This is a genomic window from Lactobacillus leichmannii, assembly GCF_024701915.1.
Taxonomy (GTDB): domain Bacteria; phylum Bacillota; class Bacilli; order Lactobacillales; family Lactobacillaceae; genus Lactobacillus; species Lactobacillus delbrueckii.
On the sequence record NZ_QOCY01000053.1, the window covers coordinates 37,598 to 53,308 of the forward strand.

At 47.6% G+C, this 15,711-nt stretch carries 17 protein-coding genes and 1 pseudogene; 16 read left to right on the forward strand and 2 right to left on the reverse strand.

All coding sequences use genetic code 11. The features are described 5' to 3' along the window. Window positions 1-106: 106 nt before the first annotated feature. On the reverse strand, window positions 107-1,552 hold the full coding sequence (locus DS743_RS08130) for a 6-phospho-beta-glucosidase (protein ID WP_035184577.1): 1,446 nt from the start codon (window positions 1,550-1,552) through the stop codon (window positions 107-109). Between the two features lie 475 nt (window positions 1,553-2,027). Between DS743_RS08130 and DS743_RS08135 the strand changes: the two genes are divergently transcribed. The 7 genes from DS743_RS08135 to DS743_RS08165 all read left to right on the forward strand — a co-directional run bounded on the left by DS743_RS08135 (window position 2,028) and on the right by DS743_RS08165 (window position 6,170). Beyond that, on the forward strand, window positions 2,028-2,348 hold the full coding sequence (locus DS743_RS08135; RefSeq protein WP_003615311.1) for a PTS sugar transporter subunit IIB: 321 nt from the start codon (window positions 2,028-2,030) through the stop codon (window positions 2,346-2,348). Window positions 2,349-2,509: 161 nt separating this feature from the next. Further along, window positions 2,510-2,830, forward strand: a complete 321-nt coding sequence (locus tag DS743_RS08140; RefSeq protein WP_181406068.1) for a PTS lactose/cellobiose transporter subunit IIA — start codon at window positions 2,510-2,512, stop codon at window positions 2,828-2,830. 21 nt (window positions 2,831-2,851) lie between these two features. Further along, on the forward strand, window positions 2,852-3,373 hold the full coding sequence (locus tag DS743_RS08145; RefSeq protein ID WP_035184576.1) for a hypothetical protein: 522 nt from the start codon (window positions 2,852-2,854) through the stop codon (window positions 3,371-3,373). A gap of 65 nt (window positions 3,374-3,438) precedes the next feature. Further along, entirely contained in the window at window positions 3,439-4,797 is a 1,359-nt protein-coding gene (celB, locus tag DS743_RS08150) for a PTS cellobiose transporter subunit IIC (RefSeq protein WP_003615304.1), read from the forward strand. A 145-nt stretch (window positions 4,798-4,942) separates the two neighbouring features. Continuing rightward, window positions 4,943-5,269, forward strand: a complete 327-nt coding sequence (locus DS743_RS08155; protein ID WP_003613025.1) for a heavy metal-binding domain-containing protein — start codon at window positions 4,943-4,945, stop codon at window positions 5,267-5,269. Between the two features lie 90 nt (window positions 5,270-5,359). Next, window positions 5,360-5,920: a GGDEF domain-containing protein gene (locus DS743_RS08160; RefSeq protein ID WP_257786138.1), complete on the forward strand. Its 561-nt coding sequence runs from the start codon at window positions 5,360-5,362 to the stop codon at window positions 5,918-5,920. A gap of 58 nt (window positions 5,921-5,978) precedes the next feature. Beyond that, window positions 5,979-6,170 (forward strand): hypothetical protein, encoded by a 192-nt coding sequence (locus DS743_RS08165; RefSeq protein ID WP_231128291.1) that lies wholly within the window; start codon window positions 5,979-5,981, stop codon window positions 6,168-6,170. Between the two features lie 46 nt (window positions 6,171-6,216). Here the strand turns inward: DS743_RS08165 and DS743_RS08170 are convergent, their stop codons facing one another. Next, a complete protein-coding gene (locus DS743_RS08170) occupies window positions 6,217-7,110 on the reverse strand; it encodes an alpha/beta hydrolase (RefSeq protein ID WP_035184574.1) in 894 nt (297 codons plus the stop codon). Window positions 7,111-7,277: 167 nt separating this feature from the next. Here DS743_RS08170 and DS743_RS08175 point away from each other — a divergent pair, with 167 nt between their 5' ends. The 9 genes and pseudogenes from DS743_RS08175 to DS743_RS09290 form a co-directional block, all read left to right on the forward strand. Next, window positions 7,278-9,173 (forward strand): alpha/beta hydrolase family protein, encoded by a 1,896-nt coding sequence (locus DS743_RS08175; protein WP_035184572.1) that lies wholly within the window; start codon window positions 7,278-7,280, stop codon window positions 9,171-9,173. A gap of 130 nt (window positions 9,174-9,303) precedes the next feature. Then, window positions 9,304-10,140 (forward strand): alpha/beta hydrolase, encoded by an 837-nt coding sequence (locus DS743_RS08180; protein WP_035184570.1) that lies wholly within the window; start codon window positions 9,304-9,306, stop codon window positions 10,138-10,140. 150 nt (window positions 10,141-10,290) lie between these two features. Beyond that, entirely contained in the window at window positions 10,291-10,713 is a 423-nt protein-coding gene (locus DS743_RS08185; protein ID WP_141372469.1) for a BRCT domain-containing protein, read from the forward strand. Between the two features lie 143 nt (window positions 10,714-10,856). After that, window positions 10,857-12,641: a DUF2075 domain-containing protein gene (locus DS743_RS08190; protein WP_035184567.1), complete on the forward strand. Its 1,785-nt coding sequence runs from the start codon at window positions 10,857-10,859 to the stop codon at window positions 12,639-12,641. Between the two features lie 318 nt (window positions 12,642-12,959). Continuing rightward, entirely contained in the window at window positions 12,960-13,322 is a 363-nt protein-coding gene (locus DS743_RS08195; protein WP_231128292.1) for an FAD-binding protein, read from the forward strand. 228 nt (window positions 13,323-13,550) lie between these two features. Next, window positions 13,551-14,228, forward strand: a complete 678-nt coding sequence (locus DS743_RS08200) for an FAD-binding protein (RefSeq protein WP_231128293.1) — start codon at window positions 13,551-13,553, stop codon at window positions 14,226-14,228. Window positions 14,229-14,503: 275 nt separating this feature from the next. Further along, window positions 14,504-15,127, forward strand: a complete 624-nt coding sequence (locus tag DS743_RS08205) for a bifunctional transcriptional activator/DNA repair enzyme AdaA (RefSeq protein WP_231128294.1) — start codon at window positions 14,504-14,506, stop codon at window positions 15,125-15,127. Further along, window positions 15,078-15,560 (forward strand): methylated-DNA--[protein]-cysteine S-methyltransferase, encoded by a 483-nt coding sequence (locus DS743_RS08210; RefSeq protein WP_035184565.1) that lies wholly within the window; start codon window positions 15,078-15,080, stop codon window positions 15,558-15,560. Before DS743_RS08205 ends, DS743_RS08210 begins: the two co-directional genes overlap by 50 nt. 76 nt (window positions 15,561-15,636) lie before the next feature. Continuing rightward, window positions 15,637-15,711, forward strand: a pseudogene (locus DS743_RS09290) (IS607 family transposase); the annotation flags it as partial.

Here is a 15,711-nt window from a genome sequence, read left to right on the forward strand (position 1 = left end):
AAAAGAAAATTAGCTAAGCACAAAAAAGCGATCAAGATCATAGCAGATCTTGGTCGCTTTTCGCGTTTTCGTTAAGAGATTAAGTAGCAATAAGAATTAGAGAAGATTAGTCGAGGTCAGTCCCGTTGGATGCAATGACCTTCTTGTACCAGTAGTAGGAGTCCTTTGGGGTTCTGCTGAGGTCGCCGACTCCTTGGTCATTCTTGTTGACGTAGATGAAACCGTAGCGCTTGTCCATTTGGCCAGTCCCGGCAGAAACCAGGTCGATTGGCCCCCATGGCAGGTAGCCCATCAGGTCAACGCCGTCGATCGTAACTGCCTTTTCCATTTCGCTAATGTGTTTCTTCAGGTAGTCAACCCGGTATGGGTCGTGAATCTTGCCGTCTTCGACCTTGTCGTAGGCCCCCAGGCCGTTTTCAACGATGAAGAGGGGCAGGTGGTAGCGGTCAGTCAAGTGGTTCAAAGCCAGGCGGAGGCCAACCGGGTCAATTTCCCAGCCCCAGTCGCTTCTTTCCAAAGTCGGGTTAACCGCAACCGCCTTTTCCAGGTCGCTCAGTTCATCAGCTGAGACCTTTTCGCTGGAGACAGTAGTCGACTGGTAGTAAGAGAAGGCCACGTAGTCAACGGTCCCTTCTTTAAGGACGACTCTGTCTTCGTCAGTGATGTCTGGCCGGTAGCCGTGCTTTTCAATATAGGCTTCAATTGCCTTCGGGTATTCGCCGAAGACTTGGACGTCTGAGAAGAAGTCCCGGTGCTGTTCGAACTTGTCAGCCAAGAGGGTGTCTTCTGAGCTTGGCGTCAGCGGGCGGACTGGTGAGTAGTTGATCATCAGGCCGATCTTGAAGTCAGGGTTGATCTTGTGGCCGATCTTGACTGCCAGGGCGCTGGCCACGAATTCATAGTGGGCAGCCTGGTACATGGCGGCTTCTTTTTCTTCATCAGTCATGCCTTCTTTAAAGAGGATACCAGAGTTGGTAGCCATCAAGAAGTCGTTGTTGAAGGCACTTTGGTTGTTGATTTCGTTGAAGGTCATCCAGTACTTGACCTTGTCCTTGTAGCGCTTGAAGCAGACTTCAGCAAAGCGGACGAAGAAGTCGATGGTCTTGCGGTTGGTGAAGCCGCCGTAGTTCTTGGCCAGGTTGAATGGCATTTCGAAGTGGCTCAAGGTGATGACAGGTTCAATGCCGTACTTGTGCATTTCGTCAAAAAGGTCATCGTAGAACTTCAAGCCTGCTTCATTAGGTTCAGCGTCGTCACCATTAGGGAAGATTCTGGTCCAGGCAATGGAGGTTCTGAAAGCCTTGAAGCCCATCCCGGCCAGGAGTTTGATGTCTTCTTTATAGTGGTGGTAGAAATCGATGGCTGAGTGGTTCGGGTAGTTCTTCCCCGGCAATACGCCGTCGGTGATTTCCCGCGGCTTAGTGGCTGAACCGACGGTCATGACGTCGGCAACGGACACGCCCTTGCCGCCTACGTCCCAGGCACCTTCAATCTGGTGGGCAGCAACCGCGCCGCCCCATAAAAATCCTTCAGGCATTTTTGCAGAATACATTGAGCAAAACCTCCATTTTCATTTATGTATGTTTTCAACAGTTTTCATCACTCGACGATTCACTTGCATATTTCCATCACTCGCAAGTAACCGTTTCCAAGAATGATTATAGTTGGAATTTATAGGCATTACAAGAGTGAAAGGGCAGATAATTGGTATTTTTTAGAAAAAAGCATAGAACTGAAACTTGTGGAAATAAGAAAATAAGCTTAGCACAGCAATAATAGCGCAAGTGTTTCAGCAAAACTGGTTTTTATTAGGAAGAAAGTCCTGTTTTTTGAAATTAAAAGATATGTATTTTAGAATAATTTTTAAAAATTCAACCCCGTAAAAAGTCCGGTATACCGCCGCTCATTGGTGTTTTCTTCAAGGCTGTAAGAAAAAAATGTGATGAAAGTGGTTTACTTTCACTTAAAAGCGATATACACTGTAAGCGTAAACAAAAGACACGAGAAAAGTCTAGGAGGAAATAATTATGGCTACCAAAACCATTATGTTGAACTGCGCGGCTGGGATGAGCACCAGCCTGCTCGTTAAGAAGATGCAAGAAGCTGCCAAGGCCCAAGGCAAGGACTACGAAATCTTTGCCTGCCCGGCATCAGAAGCCGACAACAAGCTGGCCAACCAAGAAATCAACTGCGTATTGCTTGGGCCGCAAGTTGGCTACATGAAGGCTGACTTTGAAAAGAAGCTGGAAGGTACTGGTATTCCGATGGGGGTAATCCCGATGCAGGACTACGGGATGATGAACGGGAAGAAAGTTCTGGAATTTGCTGACAGCTTGATGGCTGAATAGCAAGATTTAAAGTCCTTAGCAGAAAGGGAGAGCTGCTTAGGGCATGTGATGATGATTAAAAGTAGAAATAAGGTAAGGTAAAAATGGCTGAATTAAAAGATACAGCAAAAACCTTGAAGCAGGTAGCTGAAAATCAGCAAAGCCGGGAAGAAGCAACCTTGATGGCGGCGATGGGCCTCATTGCCAACGGCGGCAACGCCAAGAGCTTGGCTTTTGAAGCAATCCGCCTGGCCAAGGTTGGCAAGATCAAAGAAGCAAGAGAGAAGCTGGAAGAAGCAGACAAGTCTCTGCTTGACGCCCACAACTCACAAACGGACATGTTAACTAAAGAAGCCCAAGGCCAGCATACCCACGTGACTCTTTTGGTTGTCCACTCACAGGACCACTTGATGAACGCCATCACCTTCCGCGACTTGGCGGGGGAAATGGTCGACTTGTACGAAAAGCTTTACGCCAGCGGCAGTTTGAAGACCGAAGTGTAAGCGCGAGGGAGGTGAGCAAGCATGTCTGCAAAAACTAAGCAGCAAAGCCGGACTTACGTGGACAGACGGCATGATGACCGGGTTCGTTACGCCTACTTTGCCCGCTATATGATGGTTCGCTACTTCGTCATCGCTTTCTTTTTCGCCAACTTCTTCTGGCTGCTGGTGAGCTATTCTGTTAACAGCCAGCTGGGAATGATCTTGGCGGCAGTAGCTGTCGCGTGGTGCACGGTCAGTGTGATTGAACAGCTGAGCAAGCTGCATAATAAGCAGGCTGATGTGCCGAGAACCCGGCAATACCTTATTTTCCAGCTTGTTCTCAACTTGCTGCTGAGCGTATGCTTGTTCACGCCTTTAAAGAGTATGATCTATCCTTTTGCAATTAATAAGAGTGACGTTCTGGCCTTGCTTTGCATACTACTGCTCGGGATGGCAGCCGCTTTTGCTGCTTTAGTAAGGATCCACAATATTTTCCTGGGAAGAGACAAATATTTGCCGCTGATCCGCAATGCGGAAAAGAGCCGGGCTTTGGACCAGGAGTAGCTGCTTTTTATGAAGCAAAAAGAGTTATCGAAAGTTATTGAAGAGAAAAAATAGGGGAAAATATCATGTCTGAATCACAAAGCTCATTAAGAGATAAACTCGCGACTGGCATTGGGAAGTTTGCTGGTTCACGTTTTGTTAGATCGATCATTGATTCCGGTTATGCGGTAATTCCTTTTACGATCGTCGGGGCGATCTTCTTGATCCTGACGGTTCTGCCGCAAGCCTTTCCGATCCCGGGCTTCGCCGGTCTGTACGCGCACACGCTTGGCAAGTTTTCAAACATGTTCACGGTCGTTTACAACGCCACCATGGGTATCTTGTCATTGATCTTCGGCGGGCAGTTTACCTACTCATACGCCAAGATCTACCAGCAAGAAGAGAAGATCAACATCGTGCCACTTAATGCCTTGTTCATGATGCTGATGGCAATGTTTATCACTGTTCCAGAAATGGTTTACAAGAACGGGTCAATCCAGTTCGTACAATCATTGAAGGCAGATAACATCATCGGTGGCGGTATTCAAGTTTCAGCTTCTGGTGTGACCAGAATCGGGACGACCGGTTTGTTCACGGCGATCGTGATCGGCTGGGCAACGGTACAGATCTACCGCTTTACTATTAAGCACAACTGGCAGATCAAGATGCCAGACGTCGTTCCAGCTGGTGTTTCCAACTCATTCAGTTCATTGATTCCGGGCTTCTGCGTTGCCTTTGTAGTAGCAACTATCAACTTAATCCTTGTCTTGATGGGCACTGACATCTTCAAGGTTATGTATGTGCCATTCTCATTCGTCGGCAACATTGCCGGTACTTGGTGGGGCGTGTTGCTCATCGTCTTCTTCATCCACTTCCTTTGGTGGTTCGGGATCCACGGTGCCAACATCATGAGCTCATTCTACACTCCAATCGCTTTGGCTAACCTTGCAGCCAACGTTAAGGGTGCTCACAACTTCTTTGCTGGTGACCCAATGAACGCCTTCATCATCCTTGGTGGTTCAGGTTCAACCCTCCTGATCGCCTGGTGGATGGCTGGCCGGGCAAAGTCAACCCAGCTTCGTGAAATCGGTAAGGTTGAAGCAGTTCCAGCCTTGTTCAACATCAATGAACCATTCTTGTTTGGTCTGCCAGTAGTTTACAATGTTAACCTCTTTGTACCATTCATCGGCGCGCCAATGGCTTCTGCCATCGTAGCTTACATTTTCCACGCGATCGGTTTTATGCCAGATATTAAAGTTCAACAACCATGGCCAACTCCAATCGGCCTTGGCGGCTACCTGGCTACCTTGTCATGGAGAGGTACTGTCATAGCGATCGTCTGCGCGATCGTTGCTTTCTTAATCTGGTACCCATTCATGAAGCGCTTCGACCTCAAGACTTACAAGAAGGAACAAGAAGAAGCAAAGCAAAACGCTAACGCTTAATTAGTAATACATTAGCAAAAAAGCCGCCAGCTGGCGGCTTTTTTTAGTGCTTTATAATATTACAACAAGTATAGAAAAACCTCTTTCCAAAATTTTCCCTTGTGCTACAATCTAGGAAACGTTTGAAGAAAACGAGGTAATTGAAATGGAAAACAAAATGTTGGTAGTAACGACGGAAAATATCCCAGGCCGCAAGTATGAAGTAATCGGTGAAGTCTTTGGGGTAACCACCCAGTCAAAGAACTTCGCGTCAGTCTTTGGGGCTGGTCTTAAGAGCATGATTGGCGGGGAAATCAAGGCCTTCACCAAGATGTTGACGACTTCAAGAGAAGTCGCCCTGGACCGTTTGCGTGAAGAAGCAGGCAAACTTGACGCGGACGCCGTAGTCATGATGCGCTTTGACTCCGGCTCAATCGCCGGCGACATGCAGTCAGTCGTAGCTTACGGGACCGCCGTCAAGTTCGTCGACTAGCAAAAAGAATAGATTGGCTAAAAGCAGTTTCCTTCGGGAACAATGTCATTAAGTTAAGGCATTGACTTTGACCGGGATGTAAGCAAATATCTGGATAAACATAAAGGAGAGCCTTCAGTTGGTGCCTTGATCGACAGCAATGACTTCAAGTACATCAATGACCTCTATGGCCATGATGCAGGTGACGCGGCGCTAAAGACTTTTGCCAAGGTTCTGGAAGACAATTTCGGCCAGCTGGGCAAGGTCTGCCGCAACGGCGGGGATGAATTTGCCGTCTTTTTGAAGCGGACGACAATGACTGAGGGACGGGCGATTTTTAAAAAGCTCTTCCGGCAAAAGTTGACTTTTAGCTACCAAGGCAAAGACTATCCTTATACGATCTCCCTGGGTTTTGAGGGGGCAAGCCGGGAAGAACTCTTGAACAAGGCTGATACGGCCCTCTATGCCGTGAAAATGACCGGGAAGGGAACGATGGCGGCTTACCACCCGGATATGGTCAAGGAAGGACGGGCACAACTGGGCTTTAATCTGCGCGACTTGGCAGTCAACCTGCCTGGTGCCTTCTTCATCTACCGGGCTGATGACGGGAAGATCCTTTTTGCCAACAGGGAACTGCTTTGCTTGCCCAAAGCAATGCCGCCCCAGACTTGATGACGGGAAGATCCTTTTTGCCAACAGGGAACTGCTGCGGATTACGGAATGCTCTAGCATGGAAGTGTTTATCGAATTTATCGGCCGGAAAGTCAAGGGCTTGATCGCTCCGGAAGACTATGCTGAAGCTGTAGAGAGCTGTGACCAGCAGGTGGGGGACAGCGATGATGCAGTGGCTCATATGGTCAAAAATCCCTACTTTGGTGAGATCTATTATGTTATTCTCAGTCCCAAGCCAGATCAAAAATAACAAACGAAAACGCGTCCTCTTACAAGGGCGCGTTTATTTATTGTAGCTACTGCTTTAAGTGCTTTCTGAAGAAGTTCAGCTCGTCCAGGTTGCACTGCTTGGCGATGTCGTCTCTTTGATTGCAGTGGAAGACGTGGCCACGCGGGTTCTCCATATCCCCGTAGATGTGGAGCTCATGCGGGATCTCCTTGGCCAAAAGATAGCCGTCCAAGCGGACAGCGGAATCGTGCAGGAAGTCCTGGTTAGCCGTCATGATAAAGAGCGGTGGCAAGTTTTGCGTCAGATACTTTTCTGTGTTCAGCATCTCTTCCTTGCCGCTGACTGCTTCTGGGGTAAAGTAGGCACTCGGCGCGCCATCAGTAAAGCCCGGGGTGAGCATGAAGTAGGCCCCGCAGTTAAGCGCGGCTGCTCTGACTGTTAGTTTTGGCAGTTCGTAGCCAAAAAGCTGGCGGAACTTGTTATTGGTTAAGATAGCCAGATACTGCTCTTCCATCTGCCCGCCGGCTGAGTCGCCAACTAAGAAGACATTGCCCGTGTCCAAGTCATATTCAGCTCCGTGTTCAGCCACCCAGTGCATCAAGCGGTTGACATCATCCATTTCGCCTGGGAACTGAACGTCTGGAGCCAGGCGGTAGTTGAAGTTGACAAAGGAGAAGCCTTCTTTAGCCAGGCCCAGCCCGTAGAACTGGTAGGTTTCCTTAGTCCCGTAAACCCAGCCGCCGCCGTGAATGCTGATGATGACCGGGATCTTGCCGGTCCGCTTCTTAGGCAAGTAAATGTCCAGTAAGTTCCACTTTGGGTCTGGCCCGTAGCTTAAGTCATTGATTCTTTCGACTTCTGGAATTTCGGTTGGCAAGCCTTCATCGCGCTTATCGTCATGCATCTTAGATCCAGTCCGCATTTCTTCAACAGCTTGTAAAATTTTTCTATCAAGTGTCATGTTTTTCTCCTTTCGTATGTAAGCGCTAACCAAATTATAGCCGATATGGTCAATTTTGGCAGAAAAATCAGTTTTATTACAAAAAATCCAGATTAAGCGTAAATTTAATACTTTAACTTTGCTATAATGAAGTCACCTAAATACAAGATGCAGGAGGAAAAAGAACAATGGAAGCAGTTAAAGCAGAAGATTTGTATCAAGTCGTCAGCCTGGGCAACTTGCAAGCAAACGGCCAAAGGGCAGTACTGGCCAGAAACCAGGCCAAAGCCGATGGAGAAGGCTACTGGAACTGGCTGGACGTCTTTGAAAATGGTGAGCTTAAGCGCTTAACGACTTTGGGGCAGGAAAAGAGCTATGCCTTGGTAAATAATAGTGTCTACTACACCGCTCAAGAGGGCAAAGGCAATTGCTTGCTCTACAAGCAGGAACTTGACCAAGCCAGTCCGGCAAAAGTCGCTGCTTTCAAAGAAGCAGGCTACCAGGTAATCAATTCCGTTGCCGGCCACTATCTCCTTTTGTCCAGACGGGTAGATTTAGCTGAGAAAAAGTCCACCGATTACCAGGTCCTGGATGAACTGCCATACTACTTCAACTGCCAGGGCTACATCAACAAGCTCCGCGACCGCCTTTATGTCTGGGACTTGGCAGAAGAAAAGCTGACTGAACTTTTTAAAGACGATCCGAACTTCACGGTCATGGAGACCTTTGTTGCCAAGGAAAAAGTCTACGTAGTCGGGGTCAGCTACCAGACCCGGCGTCCATTTGACGGGGCGGTCTATGAAGTCGATCCAAGTACTGGTGATGCTAAGCTCCTTTTACCAGCAGGCAAGGCCGAAGTTTCAGCGATTTTTGCTCTTAACAATCAAGTCTACTGCTTCGCTAACACTCATAAAAAGACCGGCTTAAACGAAAATCCGGAATTCTACCGGCTGACGGAAGATGGCCTGGAATTAGCAGCTAACTTTGACAATTCCGGCCAGAGCGCGATTGCTGGGGACTGCGGGGTGATCGGCGGCAATGCCTTTGACGTCTATGGCGACAAGTTCTACTTCGTGACCACCATCGTTGACCACGATGAAATCTACGTTTTTGACGGTCAGGAAGTCAAGCCGTTTTTTGCTACGGATGGCATCATCAAGGGTTTCCGTTTGACGGGTGAAAATGAATTTTTCCTGGAAGCAGCCTTTGCCAACGAGCTTTTGGAATTCTACCTGGTTAAAAATGGCCAGGTGAAAAAATTGTCCAGCTACAATAACCAGGCTTTAGCGGGCAAATACGTAGCTAAAGTCAATGAAGTCGAATATGAATCAGTTGAAGACGGGATCCAGCACGGCTGGGTGCTTTTGCCAAAGGATTACCAGGCAGGCAAAAAATACCCGGCGATCCTGGACGTTCACGGCGGCCCCCGCGCCACTTACAGCAAGGCCTTCTTCCATGAGATGCAGGTTTGGGCCGGAGCCGGCTACTTCGTCTTCTTCTGCAACATCCACGGTTCAAACGGGCAGGGGAACCAGTACGGGGACCTGCGGGGCCGCTACGGGACAGTAGACTACGAGGACTTAATGAAGTTTACTGACGCGGTTTTGGCGGCTTATCCAGACATCGACCAGACCCGTTTAGGCATCACCGGGGGTTCATACGGCGGCTTTATGACCAACTGGGTGATCGGCCATACCGATCGCTTCAAGGCGGCAGCTTCCCAGCGGTCCATCTCCAACTGGCTCAGCTTTGAACATATGTCTGACATCGCCCCAGAATTTTGCGTTGACCAGGTGGGGGCCAGTGAAGATGATAATCCGGAAAAGGTTTGGCTGCACTCACCGCTCAAGTACGTGAAAAATGTGAAGACACCGACTCTGTTTTTGAATTCAGATGAGGATTACCGTTGCCCGGTTGAAGAAGGGATGCAGATGTTCCATGCTCTCATGTCTCACGGCGTGGAAAGCCGGATGGTGGTCTTCCATGGGGAAAACCACGAACTGTCCAGAAGCGGCCGGCCAAAGAACCGCTTAAGCCGGTTGCAGGAAATCCAGACCTGGTTTGACAGGCATTTGGGCGAGTAAAAAATACGGAAAAATGACAAAAATCCTTCCAAGATATTTGGAAGGATTTTTTCTGCTTACTATTTGTCAGTGAAGAATTATCTAGGTAGAATAGACGTGAGTAAATAAACAAATTGGAAAGATGGAAAGTATGAAGACGAAAACAAGAAGCAAATTTTTGGCCAAAACTATCCCGGTTCTGCTGACCGCCTTGCTTTTCCTGACGGCTTGTCAAAAGCCTTTGACTAAGGCGGAAAAAGAGGAGCAGGCCAAAGAAACGGTAACCTTTTTCTTCCATGGCTACGGGTCCAGCATCAACGCAGAAAAACACATGGCAAATGCAGCTAGACAAGCAGGCAAGAGCAATGAAGTTTTAGAAGCCAGGGTTGAAGAAAACGGGTTAGTCAAAATCAAGGGCAAGCTCGCGGATAATCCGAAGAACCCAATCGTTCTGGTCGGCTTCTCCGACAACCGGAATCCTGATTACCACAAGGATGGCTGGTATGCCTACAAGGCAGTTAAGGCAGCCCAGAAGAAGCTGGGCTTTTCCAAGATGAACCTGGTGGGCCACTCCATGGGCAATATGGCGATCAGCTACATGATCATGGATTATTCTGCCAAAAAGAATTTCCCAACGATCAAGAAACAGGTTGATATTGCCGGCCACTTCAACGGGATTGTTGGTATAGAGAAGGATTCCCCAATCGATGCAGCCGGCAAGCCGAAGAAAATGAATTCAACTTATCAAGAACTGACGAAACTCCAGCAGGTCTACCCAAAGGGGATTGACGTCCTTAACATATACGGCGATACTGGTAAAAAGTCAGACGGCAGCGTCTACAACAATTCATCAAGATCCCTCAAGTATCTTTTAATCAAGGCCAAGAGCTACAAGGAAGTGAAGATCACTGGCAAGGGCGGCCAGCACAGCCGGCTCCATGAAAACAGCCAGGTGGACCGGGTCCTGCAGAAGTTCTTGTGGGAATAAGAAGATAAAATCCTTTCAAGCAAGCTGCTTGGAAGGATTTTTTGTGCAAAAAATAAGAGCTGTGTAGCAGGTTGGCCAGAAAAAGTCAAATTCAATAAGCAAGAAATAATTTAAATAGGTATACCTAGTTGAGCGTGGTTGCTTGAGCAGATGTTTGAAGAGTTAACAGATTTTGATTTGGAAATACTGAGAAGCTATTTTGGGTTACCGTATGGTAAGCATAATGCATTAGAAAATTGTAAGACGATTCTGGAGATCTACAAAAGATTCGCCACAAATCATCTTGAAAAATTTCAACCAACGGATGAGCTATCTGGGCTCCGATTTTGTACCATGGGTATGTCATATGGTTTATCACCAAGAAGGGTGGAGGCGATAGTTGAGCAACATGGTGGTATATTTACAAAGAGCGTTAGTGGTCGTACAGATTATCTGGTAAAGGGTCATGTGACAAAGGATCGGTTGATGAATGGGAGACCAGCTCGAGCTGAACGAGAAGCTATTAAGAACGGGACAAAAATCATTAGTTTTGATGACCTTGAAGATATGATTCTTCATGGAAAATCTATGTAGCCGCCCAAAGTGACAATTTATAAAATACGGTCAATCTTTCCATATCTATCTAGGATGATTTTTCTCCCTAGATATTGCCTTTTTAACAAAAGCTCTTTAAAGTATAAGCTAGGAATATACACTACGTGATAGGATGGAGCAAAATGAAAGTTGACGAACCAATAATCTACGAAACTCAATATAGCGATGACAATGCTAAGCAAATCATTGAAGAGATTCGTCAAGCATACGCAGACAAGGCAGATCAAGAATTTTTGATCGATTACCCGACTGTCTATATCATTTACCAACCGGGCAAGCAAAGCAAGTACCGTCATGACTATACCGTTTACGTCGGAGAAACCCTTGATATTCAGCGGCGTACTCTAGAACACTTGAATGGGGATGCAGAGCGCAGAACAGACTGGCAGGGCTTGAAGAACGCCAATAATGCCCACATGTTTGTCATCGGTCACAAGCACTTCAACAAGTCACTAACCCTGGACATCGAGAATCGGATGATGCAGTACCTGAGTAGTGTCGATGCGGTCTCTCACTTAAATAACCGCCGTGAAAACGCTCAGCGGATGTATTACACAGAAGATGAGTTTGTGCCGATTTTCAATAAGATCTGGGATACTTTAGCAGCGAAAAAAGACTACAAGTATCTTTTCCCTGCCAGAAAAGAAATTGAAAATTCATCGATTTTTAAAGCTTCACCTTTTAACAAACTGACGCAGGAACAGAACAAGGCTAAGGATCTGATTCTTCAGCGCGTTCAAGAGGCTCTGGACAAGAATGAGACAGGCAAGCTTATCTTGGTTACCGGGGATGCCGGTGCTGGTAAGACCGTCTTGATGAGCAACGTTTATTATGATTTGGCCAAATTGACTGGTAAAGATGGCAATAAGATTTCTTTGGCAATGATGGTCAACCATGATGAACAGCTCAAAGTTTACCAGCAGATTGCTAAGAAGCTTGGTATCGGGGATGAAAAGAGCGTTCTTAAACCAGCTAGCTTTATAAACCATTATTCTCCAGATGATCCGGTAGACGTAGCATTTGTTGATGAAGCGCACCTACTTAGAACTCAGAAGAATCAAGGCTACACGTCAGATACGGCTAACATGCTGACAGATATTCGCCAGCGTGCAAAAATTGTTGTTGCCATTTATGATAAAAAGCAGGTGCTTTCTAAGACTCAAGTTTGGCAAGGTAATTCATTCCAAGAGCTTATAGACAGCATTGGAGAAGAGAACATTATCCATTTGCACAACCAAATGCGGATCGATGCTGAGCCTCAGACTATTGAATGGCTGAATAATGTCATAAACAAGGGGCTGATTGACAAGGTTCCAGAAGATGGCAAGTATGAAATTAAAGTCTTCAAGAAGCCCCAAGATATGCAGAAAGCCATCCAAGAAAAGAACGATGACCAAAATAATGGCATAAGCCGGATGGTTGCAACTTACGACTGGGAATATTCCAGCCAGAGCAGCCCTAACGATGGCTCTGAATTCTGGCAAGTCAGTGAAGGTGACTGGAAGATGCCATGGAATTACCAAGTCAAAAAGCCTAGAAGAACTGACGATGGCGTTAGCTATAAGGAGCTGTCATGGGCACAACAGCCAGTGACAATTGATGAGATTGGCTCAACCTACACAGTCCAAGGCTTTGACCTCAACTATGTTGGTGTTGAAATTGGCCCCTCTGTAAAACTTAAGGATGGCAAAATCATCCATGTCCCTGCAGAGAGCTGCAATAAAGATGCTATCCAGTATCGTACTTTTGCGGATGGGACTAAGGAAAACTTTGCGGAAGATCTGTTGCCAAACGAACTGAATGTTCTCTTGACACGGGGAGTTCACGGCTTGTATCTTCACGCTGTTGACCCAGCCCTGCAGCAGGCTTTAGAAGAGGCAGCAGGCAAGGACAGGGTTGTAGAGTAAAGATTACTCACTAATATTTGAGTATATAAAAAAGCGCGAAAAAATGTTGATTAAACTAATTTCGCGTTTTTTGTGCTCTTTTCGTAAGTTCACGTCAATAAAGATAAATACTTTGGAGTTTCTATCTAAGACTAAGTATGCCGTAACTCAGTTCAAGAAAAGTTGGAGATAGATATAAACTTATCCATATTGTTAGGAGTAGAATTAACAAAGATTTTCCTCATGATAATTCTAATATCTCTCGTGTTTTATCCTTTGAAGAATTGACCACCGACCTGGCTATTGTTGCTGCCGGCCCAGCTGGCTTAGCGGCCGCCGTTGCCGCGGCTGAACAGGGGGGTCAAGGTCCTCGTTTTTGAAAAGGAAAAGATTACTGGCGGGACCGCTAACATGGGGATGGGGCCACTGGGGATCAATACCAAGATCCAAAAGGCCAACTTCAATGAAATCTCCGTGGCTGAAGCCTTGAAGAACCAGATGGAATACACCCACTACCGGGTCAACGGCCGCCTGGTCGCCCGCTACTTCAAGCAATCCGCCTCAACCATTGACTGGCTGGAAGGCATGGGGGTCAAGTTTGCCGGGGCTTTCCGCTACTTCAAGGAATCTAACGCCACCTGGCACATCGTTGACCCAGGGGATGGCAAGATCGGGCCGGGCTGTGCTGTGCCTCAGCCGTGAACAAGTCTTTAACCAAGCGGGCTGAAGAATTGGGGGTCAAGTTCTACCTGGAGACCCCTGTCAAGCAGCTGTTGACTAAAGAAGGCAAGGTGACCGGCCAGTGATACAGCTGTATACACGGTCCAAGCCACGGCTGTGGTCGTTGCGACTGGCGGCTACGGGTTAAGCGCAGAAATGCTGAAATAGCGGCAGGGCTTTGACCTGGACAAGAACTTCTTTACCTTCAACGTGCCTGGCATCAAGGGCGAAGGCTTGAAGATGATGTGGCAGGCCGGGGCCCAAAAGTACGGCGACACGGTCGAAATGATCTACATCCTGCCGCACAACCTGGAATACATGGTGGTCGATGGGGTTCTGCGCCAGCCTAACTTGATGATCAACCAGGACGGGGACCGCTTTATGGATGAAGGGATGCTGGGCAATACCACCTTCTCTGGCAATGCCATGTTCCTTCAGCCAGGCCACTATGCCTATGTCATCATGGACCGGGCAATTCTGAAGCAGTACCAAGATGAAGGTCCCGACATCATAGACATCGTCCACCCAGCTGCTGGCTTTAAGCTGCTGGACCCAGTCATTAAGAAGGCTGAAGAAAATGGCTATGAGGCTATCATCACCGCTGACAGCGTCGGCGAATTAGCTGAAAAGCTGAACATCCCAGCAGCTAAACTGCAAAAGACTATTGACGACTACAACAGCTATTGTGATCATGGCCAAGACAGGGAATTTTTCAAGAATCCTGACTACCTCCACAAATTGACCGGGGAGGGCGGCTACCTGGTTGGCAAGTTCTACAGCGGTGCTTATGGCACGGTTGGCGGCGTTAAGATTGACGAAAACTGCCAAGTCCTGGATGGACGAAGATCAGGTTATTCCAGGTCTCTACAGCGCGGGATCAGATGCTAACACCATCTATGCTGACAGCTATAACTTTACCCTGCCAGGCAACACTATGGCTTTGCCGTAAACTCCGGCAGCATTGCCGGCCTGGAAGCAGCCAAATCCATTGAGAAATAATTGCATAGAGTTAAAAGGCGGTTGACTTGGGTCAGCCGCCTTTTTATCCTAACAATTGAATCTGCCTTTTTCGGAAGCAAAGACTGACTAAATATGTTAAAGTTTCATATAGCTGAAAGTGCTTCTTAAAAACTTTCTACTGTTTGACAACGAGGAGAAGAGCTATGGATGACAACGAAATGTGGCAGGCAGTCCAAACTTGCGACCCAGCTTATGACGGCGAGTTCTTTTATGCTGTGCAGACAACAAGAATTTTCTACCGGCCTTCTTGCAAGTCAAAATGTCCCAGAAGAAACAATGTTGAGTATTTCAAAAGCAGTGCGGAAGCAGAAGCCGCTGGCTACCGTCCCTGCAAACGCTGCCGGCCTGACCTGCCCCAGTATGACCCGGACCGCGACCTGGCTAAAGCAAGCAAGGCCGTCTTTGACCAATATTTTACTGACCGGCAAGAGCTTAACCAGCAGCTGAAAGAGCTGGGCGTAACTAGAAAGCAAATGTCCCTGGTTTTCAAGCGTTACTATGACATGAAGCCGGCAGAATACTTGATCCAGGTGAGAATCGCTGCCGCTAAGCAAGCCCTGCAGGCCGGATCCAGCGTTTTCGACGCTGCCGCTAATTCCGGCTACACTAACTACTCCAGCTTTTATGCCCATTTCCGCAATCTGTCTGGGATGCCGCCAGCTAAGTACCGGCAGCTTTTTGCCCAAAATATCTCCCGGGCCGTCATGGACACGCCAATTGTGCCCCCTCAGAATTGTCGCTTCCCAAGACGCCATCCTCTGTGTTGAACCGGCAAATTATCTTGAGAAAAAGGCTGGTCAAGCTATAGAGCAAGTCCCGGCTGACCGGATTATCCCAAATGACCGGTCAGGTGACTTGGTTAAGGCCTGCATGAGGGAGCTGAAGGAATACTTTGCCGGCCAAAGACAAAGATTTGACCTGCCCCTTTCACCTGAAGGCACCAGCTTCCAGCAAAAGGTCTGGCAGCAGCTCCAGCAGATTCCTTACGGGGAGACCAGAAGCTACCAGCAGCTGGCTGAAATGACCGGCGACAAGAATGCCAGCCGGGCAATCGGCCTGGCCAACAATTGTAATCCGATCTTAATTTTAATCCCTTGCCACCGGGTTATCGGGGCCGACGGCAGCCTTACCGGCTACGCCGCTGGCCTTGCAGCTAAAAAACTTCTCCTTGACCTGGAAAAGGGCGGGACAGAAAAGTGAACAAAAAAAGACGGCTGCTTAATTTCAGTCGTCTTTTTCTCTCTGTCTATTTGATAAATGACTTCAAGTAGTGGTAGGCTGCAGCAAGATAGTCGTCAACTACAAAGACAGGCTCGTCCGTTTCGGCTATGAGCTGATTGAGACGGTCTGT

Bases quoted from the DNA above. Each gene is read 5' to 3' on its own strand.
- DS743_RS08130 (WP_035184577.1), bottom strand. From the start codon at position 1,552: ATGTATTCTGCAAAAATGCCTGAAGGATTTTTATGGGGCGGCGCGGTT.
- DS743_RS08135 (WP_003615311.1), top strand. From the start codon at position 2,028: ATGGCTACCAAAACCATTATGTTGAACTGCGCGGCTGGGATGAGCACC.
- DS743_RS08140 (WP_181406068.1), top strand. From the start codon at position 2,510: ATGGCGGCGATGGGCCTCATTGCCAACGGCGGCAACGCCAAGAGCTTG.
- DS743_RS08145 (WP_035184576.1), top strand. From the start codon at position 2,852: ATGTCTGCAAAAACTAAGCAGCAAAGCCGGACTTACGTGGACAGACGG.
- celB (WP_003615304.1), top strand. From the start codon at position 3,439: ATGTCTGAATCACAAAGCTCATTAAGAGATAAACTCGCGACTGGCATT.
- DS743_RS08155 (WP_003613025.1), top strand. From the start codon at position 4,943: ATGGAAAACAAAATGTTGGTAGTAACGACGGAAAATATCCCAGGCCGC.
- DS743_RS08165 (WP_231128291.1), top strand. From the start codon at position 5,979: ATGGAAGTGTTTATCGAATTTATCGGCCGGAAAGTCAAGGGCTTGATC.
- DS743_RS08170 (WP_035184574.1), bottom strand. From the start codon at position 7,110: ATGACACTTGATAGAAAAATTTTACAAGCTGTTGAAGAAATGCGGACT.
- DS743_RS08175 (WP_035184572.1), top strand. From the start codon at position 7,278: ATGGAAGCAGTTAAAGCAGAAGATTTGTATCAAGTCGTCAGCCTGGGC.
- DS743_RS08180 (WP_035184570.1), top strand. From the start codon at position 9,304: ATGAAGACGAAAACAAGAAGCAAATTTTTGGCCAAAACTATCCCGGTT.
- DS743_RS08185 (WP_141372469.1), top strand. From the start codon at position 10,291: ATGTTTGAAGAGTTAACAGATTTTGATTTGGAAATACTGAGAAGCTAT.
- DS743_RS08190 (WP_035184567.1), top strand. From the start codon at position 10,857: ATGAAAGTTGACGAACCAATAATCTACGAAACTCAATATAGCGATGAC.
- DS743_RS08205 (WP_231128294.1), top strand. From the start codon at position 14,504: ATGGATGACAACGAAATGTGGCAGGCAGTCCAAACTTGCGACCCAGCT.